The organism is Mycobacterium sp., assembly GCF_035697385.1.
Lineage (GTDB): Bacteria > Actinomycetota > Actinomycetes > Mycobacteriales > Mycobacteriaceae > Mycobacterium.
In genome coordinates this window covers 1-16,512 of record NZ_DASSCY010000245.1, presented here as the reverse complement: position 1 = coordinate 16,512, position 16,512 = coordinate 1, and the positions used below count along the sequence as shown (strand labels likewise).

Annotated in this window: 17 protein-coding genes, 1 tRNA gene and 1 pseudogene; 9 read left to right on the top strand and 10 right to left on the bottom strand. The window is 66.0% G+C overall.

The window, feature by feature from the left end; translation table 11 throughout:
- Positions 1–494: FAD-binding oxidoreductase (locus VFH65_RS20705; RefSeq protein WP_353323922.1), on the bottom strand; the 494-nt coding region annotated here is incomplete at its 3' end.
- 59 nt (positions 495–553) lie between these two features.
- On the opposite strand from VFH65_RS20705, the gene VFH65_RS20700 reads away from it, so the two are divergent.
- Positions 554–1,129, top strand: a complete 576-nt coding sequence (locus VFH65_RS20700) for a TetR/AcrR family transcriptional regulator (protein WP_353323921.1) — start codon at positions 554–556, stop codon at positions 1,127–1,129.
- Positions 1,126–2,664 carry a glycerol-3-phosphate dehydrogenase/oxidase gene (locus tag VFH65_RS20695; RefSeq protein ID WP_353323920.1) on the top strand — a complete coding sequence of 513 codons (1,539 nt, stop codon included), beginning with the start codon at positions 1,126–1,128 and terminating at the stop codon, positions 2,662–2,664. The genes VFH65_RS20700 and VFH65_RS20695 overlap by 4 nt, the downstream gene beginning before the upstream one ends.
- Here VFH65_RS20695 and VFH65_RS20690 read toward each other — a convergent pair whose 3' ends face one another.
- The 7 genes from VFH65_RS20690 to aceE form a co-directional block, all read right to left on the bottom strand.
- Positions 2,665–4,086: an acyl-CoA carboxylase subunit beta gene (locus VFH65_RS20690; protein ID WP_353323919.1), complete on the bottom strand. Its 1,422-nt coding sequence runs from the start codon at positions 4,084–4,086 to the stop codon at positions 2,665–2,667.
- 57 nt (positions 4,087–4,143) lie between these two features.
- Positions 4,144–5,397, bottom strand: a complete 1,254-nt coding sequence (gene kasB, locus VFH65_RS20685) for a 3-oxoacyl-ACP synthase KasB (protein WP_353323918.1) — start codon at positions 5,395–5,397, stop codon at positions 4,144–4,146.
- 24 nt (positions 5,398–5,421) lie between these two features.
- Complete coding sequence (kasA, locus tag VFH65_RS20680) at positions 5,422–6,672, bottom strand: 3-oxoacyl-ACP synthase KasA (RefSeq protein ID WP_353323917.1); 1,251 nt, start codon at positions 6,670–6,672, stop codon at positions 5,422–5,424.
- On the bottom strand, positions 6,669–6,968 hold the full coding sequence (gene acpM, locus VFH65_RS20675) for a meromycolate extension acyl carrier protein AcpM (RefSeq protein ID WP_353323916.1): 300 nt from the start codon (positions 6,966–6,968) through the stop codon (positions 6,669–6,671). Before acpM ends, kasA begins: the two co-directional genes overlap by 4 nt.
- Before the next feature lie 76 nt (positions 6,969–7,044).
- Entirely contained in the window at positions 7,045–7,953 is a 909-nt protein-coding gene (locus VFH65_RS20670) for an ACP S-malonyltransferase (RefSeq protein WP_353323915.1), read from the bottom strand.
- A gap of 128 nt (positions 7,954–8,081) precedes the next feature.
- Positions 8,082–9,368: a PucR family transcriptional regulator gene (locus VFH65_RS20665; protein WP_353323914.1), complete on the bottom strand. Its 1,287-nt coding sequence runs from the start codon at positions 9,366–9,368 to the stop codon at positions 8,082–8,084.
- A gap of 52 nt (positions 9,369–9,420) precedes the next feature.
- Positions 9,421–12,210, bottom strand: coding sequence for a pyruvate dehydrogenase (acetyl-transferring), homodimeric type (gene aceE, locus VFH65_RS20660; protein WP_353323913.1), 2,790 nt, complete (start codon positions 12,208–12,210; stop codon positions 9,421–9,423).
- Positions 12,211–12,418: 208 nt separating this feature from the next.
- Here aceE and VFH65_RS20655 point away from each other — a divergent pair, with 208 nt between their 5' ends.
- From VFH65_RS20655 to VFH65_RS20640, 4 genes are all read left to right on the top strand, one after another.
- Entirely contained in the window at positions 12,419–12,940 is a 522-nt protein-coding gene (locus VFH65_RS20655; protein ID WP_414688464.1) for a hypothetical protein, read from the top strand.
- 106 nt (positions 12,941–13,046) lie between these two features.
- On the top strand, positions 13,047–13,472 hold the full coding sequence (locus VFH65_RS20650) for a DUF3052 domain-containing protein (protein WP_353323911.1): 426 nt from the start codon (positions 13,047–13,049) through the stop codon (positions 13,470–13,472).
- 31 nt (positions 13,473–13,503) lie between these two features.
- Positions 13,504–13,968 carry a peroxiredoxin gene (locus VFH65_RS20645; RefSeq protein ID WP_353323910.1) on the top strand — a complete coding sequence of 155 codons (465 nt, stop codon included), beginning with the start codon at positions 13,504–13,506 and terminating at the stop codon, positions 13,966–13,968.
- Between the two features lie 46 nt (positions 13,969–14,014).
- Positions 14,015–14,089 (top strand) — tRNA-Val (locus VFH65_RS20640).
- A gap of 18 nt (positions 14,090–14,107) precedes the next feature.
- On the opposite strand, the gene VFH65_RS20635 is transcribed toward VFH65_RS20640, so the two are convergent.
- Positions 14,108–14,623 (bottom strand): nuclear transport factor 2 family protein, encoded by a 516-nt coding sequence (locus VFH65_RS20635; protein WP_353323909.1) that lies wholly within the window; start codon positions 14,621–14,623, stop codon positions 14,108–14,110.
- Between the two features lie 61 nt (positions 14,624–14,684).
- On the opposite strand from VFH65_RS20635, the gene VFH65_RS20630 reads away from it, so the two are divergent.
- The 3 genes and pseudogenes from VFH65_RS20630 (at position 14,685) to VFH65_RS20620 (ending at position 16,059) form a co-directional block, all read left to right on the top strand.
- The gene (locus VFH65_RS20630; protein ID WP_353323908.1) at positions 14,685–14,924 is read left to right on the top strand and encodes a winged helix-turn-helix transcriptional regulator; all 240 of its coding nucleotides are present in this window, start codon (positions 14,685–14,687) and stop codon (positions 14,922–14,924) included.
- Between the two features lie 81 nt (positions 14,925–15,005).
- Positions 15,006–15,332: a hypothetical protein gene (locus VFH65_RS20625; RefSeq protein ID WP_353323907.1), complete on the top strand. Its 327-nt coding sequence runs from the start codon at positions 15,006–15,008 to the stop codon at positions 15,330–15,332.
- Positions 15,329–16,059 (top strand): annotated as a pseudogene (locus VFH65_RS20620) (hypothetical protein). The gene VFH65_RS20625 and the pseudogene VFH65_RS20620 overlap by 4 nt, the downstream one beginning before the upstream one ends.
- Before the next feature lie 57 nt (positions 16,060–16,116).
- Here the strand turns inward: VFH65_RS20620 and VFH65_RS20615 are convergent.
- Positions 16,117–16,512: VOC family protein (locus VFH65_RS20615; RefSeq protein WP_353323906.1), on the bottom strand; the 396-nt coding region annotated here is incomplete at its 5' end.

Genomic DNA, 16,512 nt, shown 5'->3' with positions numbered 1-16,512 from the left:
GAGGAGATTTCGTCGAGGGAGTGCAACTGGTCGAGCCGTCGCAGATCCAGCGACACGACGGCCTTGAAGTCGCCGCGGATGGGATCAAGACCGCCGACCACGCTGGTGCCGCCGCCGAAGGGCACGACGGCGATGCTGCGCCGTGCGCAATACTTGGTGATCTCGGCTATATCCTCTTCGTCGCCGGGCACCAGCACCGCGTCGGGGGCGTCTTGTACGCCAGAATCCTTGCGGCGCAACAGATCCAGTGTCGACTTGCCGCCGGCGCGCAGCAACCGGCCGCGATCGTCGACGCTGCAGTATTCGGCACCGACGATCGCCGTCAGCCCGTCGAGGTCGGCGGGGGACAGCGCGGACGGCCGCAGCCGAACCTGATCCGGTTCGAGCTCGACAGCGGTCGACTCTTCGACACCGAGGGCTTGTTTGAGCAGCGACCGAATGCCGTCGGACAGCGGCTTGGCTTCCTGCGGGTCGCCCCAGGCGTTCCACTTCATCGGGGGCAGCAGAGTCGTCTGTTGGTCATCCGGACGCGTCATGCGTTACAGTATTACACATGCTGTCAATCAGTAACTCTGGGTCGACGGTCGAGTCCCGGATCCTCGACGCCACCGCGGCGTGCGTGCTGGCCTACGGGGTCGACCGGGTGACGCTGGCCGAGATCGCGCGACGGGCCAGGGTGAGCCGCCCGACCATTTACCGCCGCTGGCCCGATATCCGCTTTGTGCTCGCCGAGCTGTTGACCACGCGCATCGCCGGTGTCCTCGATGACGTGCCGGAACGCGGGACCGACCGCGAAGCGCTGGTCGAGCGTGTGGTCGCGATCGCCGAACATATACGCCGCGACGAGGTCGTGATGTCGGTGCTGCAAGCGCCGAACATGGCGATGATCTACATCGCCGAACGGATGGGCACCAGCCAGCAGATTCTCATCGACGCGCTGGCACACGCGATCAAGCTCGCCCAGGACGGGGGCAGCGTGCGCGCCGGCGAACCGCGACACTTCGCGGCGATGTGCCTGCTGATCACGCAGTCGGCGGTTCAGTCGGCCCAGATGGTCGCGCCCATCCTCGACACCGACGCGCTCGCCGTCGAGTTGGCCCACTCGCTGAACGGATACCTGAAACCTTGACCGGTTCCACCGCACTCAACGAGTCACGTCGAGCGGCCGAACTCGCGGCACTGGCCGACGGGGAGAAGCTCGACGTCATCGTGATCGGCGGCGGCATCACCGGCACCGGCATCGCACTGGACGCCGCGACCCGCGGTTTGTCGGTCGCGCTGGTGGAGAAACACGATCTGGCGTTCGGCACCAGCAGGTGGAGTTCCAAGCTGGTGCACGGCGGCTTGCGATACTTGGCGACCGGCAACGTCGCCATCGCACGGCGCAGCGCCGTCGAACGCGGAATCCTGATGACCCGCAACGCCCCTCACCTCGTCAAGGCGATGCCGCAGCTGGTTCCGCTGCTGCCGGCCATGGGCCCCGGCGGACGGGCATTGGTGCGCGGGGGATTCCTGGCCGGCGATGGACTGCGCAAGCTGGCGGGAACGCCGGCATCGACGCTGCCGCGGTCACGCTGTGTGTCGGCCGAGCGCGCCATCGAGTTGGTTCCCGCGGTGCGCCGCGACGGGTTGAGGGGTGGCCTGCTGGCCTATGACGGCCAGCTCATCGACGATGCGCGCCTGGTCACCGCGGTCGCTCGCACAGCCGCGCAGCACGGCGCTCGAATCCTCACCCGCGTCGCGGCATCGAACGCGACCGCAACCTCGGTGACGCTGACCGATCAACGCTCCGGCGAATCGTTCGACGTGTCGGCGCGCGCGGTCATCAACGCCACCGGAGTATGGGCGGGGGAGGTGGATACCTCGATCCGGGTGCGGCCCAGCCGCGGAACACATCTGGTGTTTGACGCGAAGGCATTCGGCAATCCCGTTGCCGCGCTGACGATTCCGATTCCTGGCTCGATCAATCGGTTCGTGTTCGCGATGCCAGAACAGCTGGGCCGGGTCTACCTGGGGATCACCGACGAGGACGCGCCCGGTCCGATTCCCGATGTGCCCGTGCCCACTTCGGAGGAAATCACGTTCCTGCTGGACACCGTGAACAGCGCACTCGGTGTAGCGCTGGGTCGCGACGACGTGATCGGTGCGTATGCGGGGCTTCGGCCGTTGGTCGACGCCGGGGAGGGACGCACGGCCGACCTGTCGCGTGACCACGCTGTGGTCGAGTCGCCGTCGGGCGCCATCAGCGTGATCGGCGGCAAGCTGACCGAATACCGGTACATGGCCGAAGATGTCCTCGACCGCGCTGTGGAGTTGCGGGGGCTCGCCGCCGGCGAGTGCCGCACCCGCAACCTGCCGCTGGTGGGTGCACCGTCGAATCCCGTTGCGATGCTGAAGTCGCCGACCGAGCTGCCGTCTTCACTGGTTGCGCGGTACGGCGCAGAGGCGCCGAACGTGATCGCCGCCGCGAGCTGCGAGCGGCCGACCGAGACGGTGGCCGACGGAATCGACGTCACCCGTGCGGAATTCGAGTACGCGGTGACTCACGAAGGGGCGTTGACTGCCGACGACATCGTCGATCGTCGCACCCGCATCGGGCTGGTCGAAACCGACCGCGACCGAGTGCTGGCCGTGGCCGAGGAACTGCTTATCTGCTCGCGCTGACTACAGCGGGATGTTCTTGTGCCGGCCGCGACGCGCGGGCGCCTCGGCCAGTGCCTGCGTCAGCTTGCTGCGGGTGTGCGCGGGATCGATCTTCTCGTCGACCACGCCGATGTCGATGGCCGAATCCACGCCACCGGCGATCCGCTCGTGCTCGGCGGCCAGCTCCTCGTGCAGTGCCTCGCGCTCATCATCGGGCACGGCGGCCAGTTTCTTCCTGTGCAGGATGCCGACGGCGGCTTTGGCGCCCATCACGGCGACCTCCGCATCCGGCCACGCGAACACCTTGGTGGCGTTCAGCGACCGCGAGTTCATCGCAATGTAGGCGCCGCCGTAGATCTTTCGGGTCACCAGCGTGACCCGCGGAACCGTCGCCTCACCGAAGGCATGCAGCAGCTTGGCGCCGCGGCGCACCACGCCGCCCCACTCCTGGTCCACGCCCGGCAGATAGCCGGGCACGTCGACGATGACCACCAGCGGAATCCCGAACGCGTCGCACAGCCGCACAAAACGCGCTGCCTTCTCGGCGCTTTCGGAGTTCAGGCAGCCGCCGAGGCGCAGCGGGTTGTTCGCGATCACGCCGACCGACCGGCCCGACAGCCTGCCAAGGCCCACGACGATCGACGGCGCCCACTTGCCCTGGAATTCCTCGAACGGGGTGTCGCTATCGAGCAGCGCCTCCACGAGCGGATGCACGTCGTAAGCGCGGCGCGGCGAGTCCGGCAGCAGCGCGTGCAAGTCGGTATCTCCGGCCTCGGCCTTGCTGCGGTCGAAATGGCCCTGCTGGCAGAACAATCCGACCAGTCGACGGCCGCGCTCGTAGGCGTCCAGCTCGTCGTCGGCGACGATGTGGCACACGCCGGACTTCTTGTGATGTGTGTCCGGGCCGCCCAGCGATGCCATGTCGACGTCCTCGCCGGTGACGCTTCGCACGATGTCGGGTCCGGTGACGAACACGCGGCCCTCCCGCGCCATCACGACGACGTCGGTCAGCGCAGGTCCATAGGCCGCGCCGCCGGCCGCGAAGCCGACCACCACCGAGATCTGCGGGATGTAGCCCGACGCGCGGATCATGGCCTCGAAGACCAGACCAACGGCGTGCAGTGCCCGCACACCCTCGGCCAGCCGAGCACCGCCGGAGTGCCAGATACCCACGATGGGGCTCTGCTCCTCGATGGCTGTGTCGTAGGCGTTGACGATGTGGGCGCAGCCTTCGGTGCCCATGGCCCCGCCCATGACGGTGCCGTCGGTGCAGAACGCAACGGTGCGCACACCGTTGACGGTTCCGGCCGCGGCCAGCACGCCCGAGCGGTCGCGCTCGTGCAGCAGCTCGACGCTCCCGTCGTCGAAGAACGTGCTCAGACGCAGTAGCGGATCGCGTGGGTCCAGCGATTCACCGACAGCTTCGGGGACCATGGTTGTCATAGAAACCTCCTGTAGCGCATCGGATGTCGGCTCGCGCCTTTGCAAAGTACTTGCAACTCAGTACTTCCCGAAGGCGAGCGCGACGTTGTGCCCACCGAATCCGAACGAATTGTTGATGGCGTACTGATAGTTGCCCGGCCGCGGCGCACCGTGCACCACGTCCAGGTCGATCTCGGGGTCGAGATTCTTCAGATTGAGCGTCGGCGGTATTACCCCGTCCCGCAACGCCATTACGGTCAAGATGGACTCCACTGCGCCGACGGCGCCGACAGAGTGGCCCAGCGCCGATTTCGGTGCATAGACGGCCGGCTTGTGGCCGCCCATCGCGTTGTTGATCGCCTTTCCCTCGGCCACGTCGCCGACGTTGGTGCCGGTGGCATGCGCATTGACGTGGTCGATGTCGGTGGGGCTCAGGCCCGCGAGTTGAATCGCCCGCGTCATCGCGTGCGCGGCCTGCTCACCGTTCGGGTCGGGTGCAACGATGTGATAGCCGTCCGACGTGACGCCGGCGCCCATCAAACGCGCAATAATGTTGGCGCCGCGCGCCTTTGCGTGCTCCTCGGTCTCGATGACCATGAGAGCAGCGCCCTCGCCGAACACGAAGCCGTTGCGGTCCTTGTCGAAAGGGCGGCAGGCGCCTGCCGGGTCATCGTTGGTGGTGGACAGGACGATTCGCATCTGCGCGAAACCGGCGATCGGCACGGCTTCGATCTTCGTCTCCACGCCACCGCAGATCGCGACGTCGGCCTCGCCGAGCACGATGTTGCGCCACGCGTGGGCGATTCCCTCAGAACCCGAGGCGCAGGCCGAGACCGGCGTCAGCACACCGGCCCTGGCCTTGCGCTCAAGCCCGACGGCCGCGGCCGCCGCATTGGGCATGTACATCTGCACAGCCAGCGGCGACACCGCGCGAAGGCCCTTGGCGCGCATGCCGTCATAGGCGTAGAGCAATTCCTCGCTGGAGCCCATCCCGGTGCCGATGGCGACCATCAACCGTTTGGGATCGACGTCCGGCGTGCCTGCGTTCTCCCAGACGCGGCGACCGAGCACTGTCGACATCTTCTGCAGATACGACAACCGGCGCAGTTCTACCCGCGTCAGTTCACTGTCGAAATCTTCTCGGAGATGCCCACCGATGCGGACCGGAAGGTCGTACTGCTCGACGAACGGATCCTCGAGCTTGCGAATGCCGCTATGGCCGTTGAGCAGTCCTTGCCAGGTGCTTTCCGCATCGGTTGCCAGGGCAGTCGTCATCGCGATTCCGGTGACGACAACATTGGGGAGTCCGTTCCCCGTAGCCAACCCTGCCATTTCTACTGCGTTCTTCCCTCTCGCTCAGTAGCGCCCAAACGCCAGGGCAACATTGTGACCACCAAATCCGAACGAGTTGTTGATGGCGTACTTGTATTCGCCATAACGAGGCTCGCCCGCAACGACATCGAGATCGATCTCGGGGTCAGGGGTCTCATAGTTAAGTGTGGGCGGGATGACGCCATCGCGCAGCGTCAACACCGTCAGCACTGATTCCAGCGCGCCGACCGCACCGATGGAGTGGCCGAGCGCCGACTTCGGCGCGTACACCGCCGCGTGCTCCACGCCGGCGGCCCGGATGGCATTCGCCTCGGCTGTGTCGCCGATCGGGGTAGCCGTCGCGTGCGCGTTGATGTGGTCGATGTCCTTGGGGGACAGTCCGGCCTGCTCCATCGCCCGCTTCATCGCATGGCCGGCACGCAGGCCGTCCGGTGCAGGAGCGACCATGTGGTAGGCGTCGGACGAGATGCCTGCGCCGAGCAGTCGAGCCAGTGGCTTGGCACCACGGGCCTTGGCGTGCTCCTCGGTCTCGATGACCATCAGCGCGCCGGCCTCGCCGAACACGAAGCCGTCACGGTTCTTGTCGAACGGCCGCGACGCGCCTTCGGGATTCTCGTTGTTGGTCGACATGGCGCGCATCATCGAGAACGCCGCGATGGGCAGAGCCTCGATGCCGCCTTCCACGCCGCCACAGACGGCGATGTCGGCGTCACCCATGACGATCTGCCGCCACGCATGGGCGATACCCTCCGAGCCCGACGAACAGGCCGAGACCGGAGTGATGACGCCGGCGCGGGCGCCGAGCTCGAGGCCGACGACGGCTGCGGCACCGTTGGGCATGATCATCTGAACGGCAAGCGGTGACACCTTGCGGGGCCCGCCTTCGTTCATCGCGTCATAGGTCTCGACGATTTTCTCGCCGCCACCCAGACCGGTGCCGATCACGACCGTAAAGCGATCGGGATCGACCTCCGGGCTGCCCGCGGATTCCCACAGCTGGTTGCCGAGGTACTTGGCCATCCGCTGGACATACGACATGCGTCGCATCTCGAGCCGACTCATCAGCGGGTCGAGCGGCTCCTTGAGGTGGCCACCGATACGAACCTGCAAGTCCCACTTCGTGACGAACTCGTCCTCGAGTACGTGGATGCCGCTCTCGCCGGCCAACAAGCCCTTCCACGTGCTTTCGATGTCCGACGCGATTGACGTCGTCGCCGTGACGGCGGTTACCACAACATTGGGGAAACCGCCGTTAGCAGTGGAAGGTCTGGTCACTTGCTCTCCGTGATCTGCGCCCGGATCGCCGCGGCGGCCTCGGGGTTCTCTTCCTCGAGCTTCTGGATGTAGGCGACGACGTCACCGACGGTGCGCAGACCGGCAAGGTCCTCGTCGGGGATCTTCACGCCGTACTTGTCCTCGGTCTGCACGGCGATCTCGACCATCGACAGCGAGTCGATGTCCAGGTCGTCGACGAACGACTTCTCCGGGGTGACCTCGGACGGCTCGATACCGGTGACCTCTTCGATGATCTCGGCGAGGCCGGAGATGATTTCTTCCTGAGTGGCGGGCACGGTGGCTCCTTCTAATTGGGTTGATACTGCGGAAAATACGTTGAGTTATGCGGTTGTCAGCTGGTAAGGCGCGCAGCTAAATCTCAGCTAGCCCATCCAGGTCAGCGGGGGATTTGACGGCGTGCGCCGGCACCCCCCGAAGTTCTCGCTTGGCGATTCCGGCGAGCGTCCCGGCTGGGGGGAACTCGACGATCGCGGTCACGTTGTCGGAACGCATGGTCGCGGTGCACAGGTCCCAGCGCACCGGCCGGGTCAGCTGCGACACGAGCTTGCTCATGGCGTCCGCGGCGTTGGCCACCGGCTGGCCGTCGGCGTTGCTCAATAGTTTCGCGGTGGGCTCGGAGGTCGTCACCTTTTCAACGGCGGCGGCGTAGCCATCCAGCGCCGAGGCCATGTACTTGGTGTGGAACGCACCTGCGGTGGCCAGCGGGCGCACGCGCGCCTTGGCGGGCGGATCCTCGGCCAGCTTGCCCAGTGCGGCCAGGCTGCCGGCGGCGACGATCTGGCCGGCGGCATTGCGGTTCGCGGGGGTCAGGTCCAGCTCCTCGAGGCGGGCCAGCACCTCGGCCTCGTCGCCGCCGAGTAGCGCGGACATGCCAGTGGGCTCCAAGGCGCAGGCCTTGGCCATTTCGGCGCCGCGGGTGGCGGCCAGCTTTACCGCGTCGTCTGCGGAGATGACGCCGGCGATCGCGTAGGCGGCGATTTCACCAACGGAATGGCCCGCGACCACGGCCTCGGCATTGCTCAGCAGTCCACGCTTGGTCAGCTCCTCGTGGGCCAGCAGTGTCGCGGCCACCACGAGCGGCTGAGTCACCGCGGTGTCGGTGATTTCCTCAGCGGTCGCCGTCGTGCCCAGCTGCGCGAGGTCGAGTCCGCTGACCTGCGACCAGGCGGCGATACGCTCGGCGGCGCCGGGCAGCTCAAGCCACTCGGCGAGCATGCCGGGAGTCTGGGAGCCCTGTCCGGGCGCAAGCAATGCGAGCACGTCTCTAAGAGAACACTGTGAAAGTGGTTTTGCGCGGTGTAAGAGATTATGAACCTTGTCTTATGTTTTTGTAGGTAGTCCACAAAACAGCATGTGATGCGACTGCATCGATACCGGTCCGCAACCTATTACATCGCCCGATGTGCACCCGCAGATCCACCAGTGACGGCCGTCACCTTTCCAGGTCCCGTGTTTGACGTGCTCGGATGGTACGGCTGGCGACCGATCCGGCCCACCGTGGACGCGACGCGGAGCACATACGCGTCGCGCGGGACCGTGGGATCGCGGCCGGTGAAGTCGGCGATCCTTTTGAGCCGGTAACGGACCGTATTTGGATGAACGAACAATTTGCGGGCGCAGGCCTCGATGGCGCCGCCCGAGTCCAGGTAAGCGTCCAACGTCTCGGTCAGCGCAGGTCCTGCGTCCGCCAGCGGCCGCATGACCTCGGCTTCCAGTGCCGCGATGGCGGTCGCGTCGCCAAGCAGCGCTCGCTCGGGCAGCAGTTCGCGCGCCGACACCGGACGCGGCGCCCCAGGCCAGCCGGCGACGGCGTTCATCCCGGCGATCGCCTCGATGGCGCTCAGATGGGCAGCCCCCAACGTCGGCGCCGTAGGGCCTATCACCACGGGCCCGTCGGCGAACACCGCGAGCAGATCGGTGAGGAATCGCTCGGTCACGGTGAGCGTGCCCGACACGATGGCCACCAGCCAGGTGCCGTGGACATCCGACAACGCCGCGCGGCCGTTGCGGGTGACCACGTCGTGCACGTCGTCACTGGCCAGGTCGGCCCGATTGGGATGCGGCAGGCCCACGATCACGGTGGCAGGCGCGGTGGCGTCCCAGTTCAGCGCCGCGGCCTGGGATTGCAGCTCCGGTCCGGTGTCCCCGCGAACCACGGCGTCGACGACATTGGCCTCCATCCGGGTGTCCCACGCGCCGCGCGCTTCAGCCTGGTCGGCGTAGGCAGTTGCCGCGGCGAACGCCAAATCCCGGCTGTAGCGCAGGATTCCGGCGGTCATCGCGGTGAGCTGCTCTTCGGAGCGGGCCAGCAGCGGCACCACTTCCTCGAAGAACTCCATGGTGGTCCGCACCATCTCGACGGACTGTCTCAGCGCGATGCGCCGCCGCAGATCCTGAGGGACCACCTCGAAAGCCTCCGCCGTGTAGCTGACGTTGCTCTGCGGGTTGCGCATCCACTCGACGAAGTTCACGACCGCGGTCTGCACCACCAGTTGGACGCTGGCGCGCTGCGACGCCTCGAGTTCGGCGAAGAACGGCAGCCGCTCCTCCAGGGCGCGCACCGCTTGGGTGGCCAATGTGCCCGAATACTGCTTCAACCGGCGCAGCACCGAGTCGGGGACGGCCTCCAGCACCTCGAGCGTGGACTTAGGCGGGATGAACCGATTGTCGGTCATCCCTAAAAGCTACGCCCTTCTTATGGCGGTTTCCTCCAACGCCGGCCGTGCGCTAGGCAACGCCCGGGTCAGACGTCTGTTCCGGCGCCGCCATCACGTCGTCGATCTTGTACTTGCGGGCCGCCTCGACGGCCACCGACGCATCAATGTTGCCGTCGCGGGCCAGGCCCTCCAGCACCGCGACCGCGATCGACTCGCCGTCGGTGTTGAAGTAGCGACGGGCCGCAGGACGGGTGTCGGAGAAGCCGAATCCGTCGGTGCCCAGCGTGATGTAGGTGCCAGGCACCCACGGCCGGATCTGCTCGGGCACCGCCCGCATCCAGTCCGATACCGCGATCACCGGACCGGCCGCGTCGGCTAGCGCCTTGGTGATGTACGGCGTGCCCGCCGGGCGCTCGGGATGGCGCAACCGCTCCTTCTCGATCTGGACACCGTCGCGGTTCAGTTCGTTCCAGCTGGTCACCGACCACACATCGGCGGCGACATCCCAATCCTCTGCCAGCAGCTCGGCGGCCTTCAGCGCCGACGGCATGGCCACCCCCGAAACCAGGATCTGCGCGACGTTGGCCTTCTTCTCCGCCGCCCGCTGGTAGCGGTAGATGCCGCGCAGCAGCGCTTCGACGTCGAGCCCTTCCGGCTCGGCGGGCTGCACGTACGGCTCGTTGTAGATGGTCATGTAGAAGTACACGTTCTCGGGGTTCTCGCCGTACATGCGGTGCAATCCGCTCTCCACGATGTAGGCGATCTCGTAAGCGAACGCCGGGTCGTAGGCCACCACGGCCGGGTTCGTCGAGGCAAGCAGCAGCGAGTGCCCGTCGGCGTGCTGCAGGCCTTCGCCGACGAGCGTGGTGCGCCCTGCTGTGGCCCCGAGAACGAAGCCGCGGGCCATCTGGTCGGCAGCCGCCCAGAAGCCGTCGCCGGTGCGCTGGAAGCCGAACATCGAATAGAAGATGTAGATCGGGATCATCGGCTCGTTCTGGGTGGAGTACGACGTGCCCACCGCGGTGAACGAGGCCGTCGACCCTGCCTCGTTGATGCCCTCGTGCAGGATCTGGCCGATCTCGGATTCCTTGTACGCCAGCATCAACTCGGCGTCCACGGCAGTGTATAGCTGACCGTTGCGGTTGTAGATCTTCAGGTTCGGGAACCAGGAGTCCATGCCGAACGTGCGCGCCTCGTCAGGAATGATCGGCACGAAGCGAGGCCCGATTTCCTTGTCCCGCAACAACTCTTTGAAGGTTCGGACGGTGGCCATGGTGGTGGCCACCTCTTGGTTACCCGAGCCCTTCTTGAGCGCCTTGTAGGCGTCACGGCCTGGCAGCGTCAGCGCTTTGGTCTTGGTCCGCCGCTCGGGCAGGAAGCCGCCGAGCGCCCTGCGGCGTTCGAGCATGTACCGGATCTCCGGAGCTTCCGCGCCGGGGTGGTAATACGGCGGAAGGTAGGGGTTTTCCTCGAGTTGCTCGTCGCTGATCGGGATTCGGATGGAATCGCGGAAGTACTTGAGGTCTTGCAGCGCAAGCTTTTTCATCTGATGCGTGGCGTTGCGACCCTGGAAGTGAGCACCGAGCGAGTAGCCCTTGATGGTCTTGGCCAGGATCACCGTCGGCTGGCCCTTGTGCTCTGTCGCCGCACGGTAGGCGGCGTAGACCTTGCGGTAGTCGTGGCCGCCGCGCTTGAGGTTCCAGATGTCGGCGTCGGACATGTTCTCCACCAGCGCCTTGGTGCGCGGGTCGCGGCCAAAGAAATGGTCGCGGACGTACGCCCCGTCGTTGGCCTTGTAGGTCTGGTAGTCGCCGTCGGGCGTGGTGTTCATCAGGTTCACCAGCGCGCCGTCGCGGTCGGCGTGCAGCAAGGCGTCCCATTCGCGGCCCCACACCACCTTGATGACGTTCCAGCCGGCACCGCGGAAGAAGGACTCCAGTTCCTGGATGATCTTGCCGTTTCCGCGGACCGGGCCGTCGAGGCGCTGCAGGTTGCAGTTGACGACGAACGTGAGGTTGTCCAGGCCCTCGAGGGCGGCGACGTGGGTCAGTCCGCGGCTTTCCGGCTCGTCCATCTCGCCGTCGCCGAGGAATGCCCACACGTGCTGGTCGGAGGTGTCCTTGATGCCCCGGTCGTGCAGGTAGTGGTTGAACCGGGCCTGGTAGATCGCGTTCATCGGGCCAAGGCCCATCGAGACCGTGGGGAACTCCCAGAAGTCAGGCATCAGCCGCGGGTGCGGGTAGGACGGCAGGCCGCCGCCGGGATGGCTGTGCTCCTGACGGAAGCCGTCGAGTTGCTCAGCGGTGAGCCTGCCCTCCAGGTACGCGCGGGCGTAGATGCCCGGCGAGGCGTGGCCCTGGATGAAAACCTGATCGCCGCCGCCGGGGTGCGCCTTGCCGCGGAAGAAGTGGTTGAACCCGACCTCGTACAGCGCCGCCGACGACGCGTACGTCGAAATGTGGCCTCCCACACCGACTCCCGGACGCTGCGAGCGGTGCACCATGATCGCGGCGTTCCATCGGATCCACGCGCGATAGCGTCGCTCGACATCCTCATCGCCGGGGAACCACGGCTCCAGCTCCGTCGGGATGGTGTTCACATAATCGGTCGACGTCAGCGCGGGCATGGCTACCCGCTGTTCGCCGGAGCGTTCCAGCAAGCGCAGCATCAGGTAACGGGCACGCGCAGGCCCCGACCGTTCCAGCAGATCGTCGAACGACTCCAGCCATTCGGAGGTCTCGTCGGGATCGATGTCCGGCAAATACGACGCCACGCCTTCGCGGATCACCCGAACACGGTCGGGTTCGGCTGCGGTGGTGGAGTTTTGGGCCAGGTCCTGGCGCGCGAACTCGGTGGTCAACTTCCGCTCCTTGTTAGGCGGGGTAGGTACTAAAGGTGCGTACGCGGTCGGCGTAGCGGCCTCCATCCTTCTCTCATCCTGCCCCACGTGCACTGCCGGGGGTGTGGCATGGAATGAACCCGCCATGGCCGGTTCGAACCGGTAACGTCTGCAGACCGTGCTGGTCGGGTGGCTATGTCCCAAGCGGCTGCGGATCGCCGCCTTCGTGATGGGCAGCCTGGCCGCCATGGCGATGGTGATCGTCGGATGTAGCAGCGTGACCGAGGGCGCCGCAACGGTCGACGACGGCGAGGCGCCGGTCTACCGGGCGTCGGTGTCGGCGTCGATCGAGGAGTCGGCCTCCAGCTCGAGCGCGCGGGAGTCAGAACGCCAGGAGTCGCTCACCACGGCGGCGATCCACTCGTCGTGCGAAGCGCTGAGTTCGTCCAGCGTGGACGCCATTACCGCGGTGAACAACTACGTCGACGCCTTCAACCGCAGCGCCGACGTCAGCGCCCAGGCGGGCCCCGCGATAGACGCCCTAAACAACAGCGCCGATCTGGTGGCCCGCAGCGTTTCCGACCCGTTGACGCCCGAGCTGAGGGACGCTCTGAACGGCTGGGTCGACGCGGCCAGGGGTGTCGCGACCGCGATCGACGGAAATTACGGGACCGACGAATTCAACGACGCGATCACCCGGTTGAACGACTCCAAGACGACGGCGCTGGATCTGTGCGACGCCTCATATTGACGAACCTGGACGCCAGGGCACAACACTCGAACGCGGGCGTGCGACGATAGGGCTCAGAACATCTCGGGCGCACGGTGCGCCCGAGCTGGCTGAAGGAGGACCGACGGTGGTCGCGGCGGGTGACGCCCCGAACTACGCCCTCAGGCTGGGCATCCAAAAAGATCAGGTTGTGCAGGAGTTGGGCTGGGACGAAGACGCCGACGACGACATCCGGGTCGACATCGAGGAGGCGAGCGGCGCCGAGCTGCTCGACGAGGATGCCGACGACGTCGTCGACGTCGTGTTGCTGTGGTGGCGAGACGGTGACGGGGATCTGGTTGACCGGTTGATGGACGCCATCACGCCGCTGGCCGACGACGGAGTGATCTGGGTCGTAACCCCTAAGACGGGTAAGCCTGGTCATGTGCAGCCAGCCGAGATCGCCGAATCGGCGCCTACTGCGGGGTTGATGCAGACGTCGTCGGCGAATCTGGGGGACTGGATCGCCAGCAGGCTGGTGCAGCCGAAGTCGAAAGCGGCGGGTAGGCGATGAGCGCTCGCGCGAAGAGCAAACAGCAGCGCTAGTGCTCGACGTGGGCACCGAGGCTCCGGACTTCACGCTGAAGGACCAGAACGGCCGGCCGGTCACGCTGAGCGACTACCGCGACGGCCGCAACGTGCTGCTAGTGTTCTTCCCGCTGGCATTCACGGGGATCTGTCAGGGTGAGCTCGACGAGATCCGGGACCACTTGCCGGATTACGAGAACGACGGCACCGCCACCCTCGCCATTTCGGTGGGCCCGCCGCCAACGCACAAGATCTGGGCGACGCAGAGCGGCTTCACCTTTCCGGTGCTGTCGGACTTCTGGCCGCATGGCGCGGTCAGCCAGGCGTATGGGGTGTTCAACCACGACTCCGGTTTCGCCAACCGCGGCACCTTCGTGGTGGATCGCGGCGGCATCATCCGGTTCGCGGAGATGATGCAGCCGGGGCAGGCGCGCGATCAATCGGTGTGGATCCACGCGTTGAAAGCGCTGGGATCGGGCTAACGGAATTTCCCGTCGCACGTCGTCGGCGTGTACCTTTCCTCCGACGGGGCGCGTAGCTCAGTGGTAGAGCTCTGGTTTTACACACCAGCGGTCGGCGGTTCGATACCGTCCGCGCCCACCAGAGTCATTGCGGCGCCGACTAGAGGAATGCGGGCGTCAAGCGGTCGGCCGTGCGTAGTGCGAAGGCCAGGGGCTGGGCGAGGATCCCCACGAGCGTGCCCTTGAGGCGTCCGCGACGTCTGGCCGAAACCCGCGGCGGCAACGTGGCGAACAGTGTCGCGAGTCCCGGGAGCGGACGGACAAAAACCTTCATATCAACGATCTGTCCTTGCTCGTTACAGCGCACCACATTCGCGGCTTCCAGTTCCACCCCGCGAACGCGAGCGCGAAACGAGAACACCCCGGTATCGCCGGACGCCACCGGTTTGGTGGTGTTGATGTCCTCGAGGACGGCGAAGATGTCACGGTGCAGCGCGACGACCTCGTCCCTGCCCTCGAACCGGATCCGCTCAGTCATTGGTGAGTGAAAGACGACGTCGGGCGCCAACAGCTCGGCAATCGCATCCGCATCGCCGCTTTCCCCGGCAGCACTTAGTGCCTCGAGTGCCGTTGAGACTGGCGAGGCTGAAGGCGCGACCGGACCGGAGACAGACATTCAGAACCCCTTGTCGTAGAGCACATTGTTCTTGTGATGATGCTTGATAACATCAAGCCTTATGGAAGAAGTCAAGCAGAAATCTGCCCGGTCGTATGGGCAGTTCTGTGGTCTCGCGCGCGCGCTGGACGTGGTCGGGGATCGCTGGAGCCTGCTGATCGTGCGTGAACTCCTTGTCGGCCCGATGCGCTACGGCGAACTCGTGGCCTCGCTAGGCGGGATCGCCACAAATCTGCTCGCCGATCGTCTGCGCACCTTGGAAGCGGCCGGAGTGATCGAACGGCGACTAGGCCAGACGTAGGGCGTCGTCTATGCGCTGACGCCGTGGGGCAGCGAGCTGCGCGACGCGGTTGAAGCGCTCATCCGCTGGAGCTTCCCGCTGATGGCGCGCGGCCCAGGGGACGATCCCACGCAGCCGCGCTGGCTTGCTCTCGCGCTCGAAGCGCTGCTGCGCGGACGGACGACAAAGCATCCGATTGAGCTGGGCATTGCGGCTGCCGGTCTGTTCATGACCCTGCGGATCGACAAGGACGGCCCTCACGTCACTCTCCAACCCGACCGACGTCCCGACACGATCCTCGAAGCCGAGCCGGCCGTTGTTCTGGGACTTGCGGCCGGTGCGCTGACCGTGGACCAAGCGATGTCGGGGGCGAGCGTCCACGGCGACCCGCGCGTTCTCACCGCGGTGCTGGCTGGGGCGCACACATGAGCGGCCTCCTCGACGAGGTACTCGCCGCCCACGGCGGGCTTGACCGGTGGTGGGCCGTGACCGCTATGAGGCCCACGGCAGATTCGGTGGTCTGTTGCGTTCGCGGTTCCCGGGAAACCAAATGGCCAACGTGACGGTGCGGATCGAGTCGGCAGAACAACACGCCGTCTTCTATGGGTTTCCGCAAGAGGATCAGCAAGCGGTGTTTGATCGTGGCGACGTACGGATTGAGACGCGTAATGGCGAACTAGTCAGGGCCCGGCGCAATCCCCGCGCCGCATTCGCGGGGCTCAGCGGATTGCGTCGCAACTTCCGCTGGGACGCTCTCGATGTTGCGTACTTCGCCGGATACGCATGGTGGAACTACCTTTCGACACCCATGCTTCTGACGCGTGAAGGAATGACCGTCACCGAAGGCGATACGTGCCAGGAGGCCGGCGAGCAGTGGCGGCGCCTCGAGGTCACCTTCCCACCGGACATCCACACCCACTCCCGACGACAAACGTTCTACATCGACGCTGCCGGGCTCATCCGCCGGCATGACTACATTGCCTACCCAATCGGCGGGTGGGCCCGCGCCGCCCACTACTGTGCTGACCACCGACGCTTCGCTGGCCTAGTTTTTCCCACCCGACGACGGGTGCGCCCGCGAGGACCCGGGGGCCTGACGGTCCCCCGTCCGATCCTCGTCGCACTCGATATCGACCGAATCGACATCGAGACATGACCGCAAACATGTTCAGCAGTAAAGGATTTCGATAACGCTCGGTCGCGCGCTATCTGACTACGCCGGCGGAGCGAAGAACTCCAGCGCGATGCCGTCAGGATCGCGGAAGCCCACGCCGGACCCGTAGGGCGCATCGACGATCCCGCCGTGCTCGATCCCGAGGTCCTGCAGCCGCTCAAGCCACGTCTGCAGTTCGGCTCGATTCGCGCAGCCGAAGGCCACATGGTCGAGCCCAGCGCGGAACTCGCTGAAGCGATCGCCCTCGGCGGGCCGATCGTGTTGGTGGATACCAAACAGGGTGCCGTTGTCGAATTGCCACACCAGGTGGTGAAACCCTGCGTCGGTGTGTTCGTCGAGCACAGGTTCGGCTTCGAACAACGCTCGATACCAGGGTCCGCTGACGTCGAGGTCGCGCACCGTGACCGCGACATGGGTGAGTGCGGGGAATGCCAT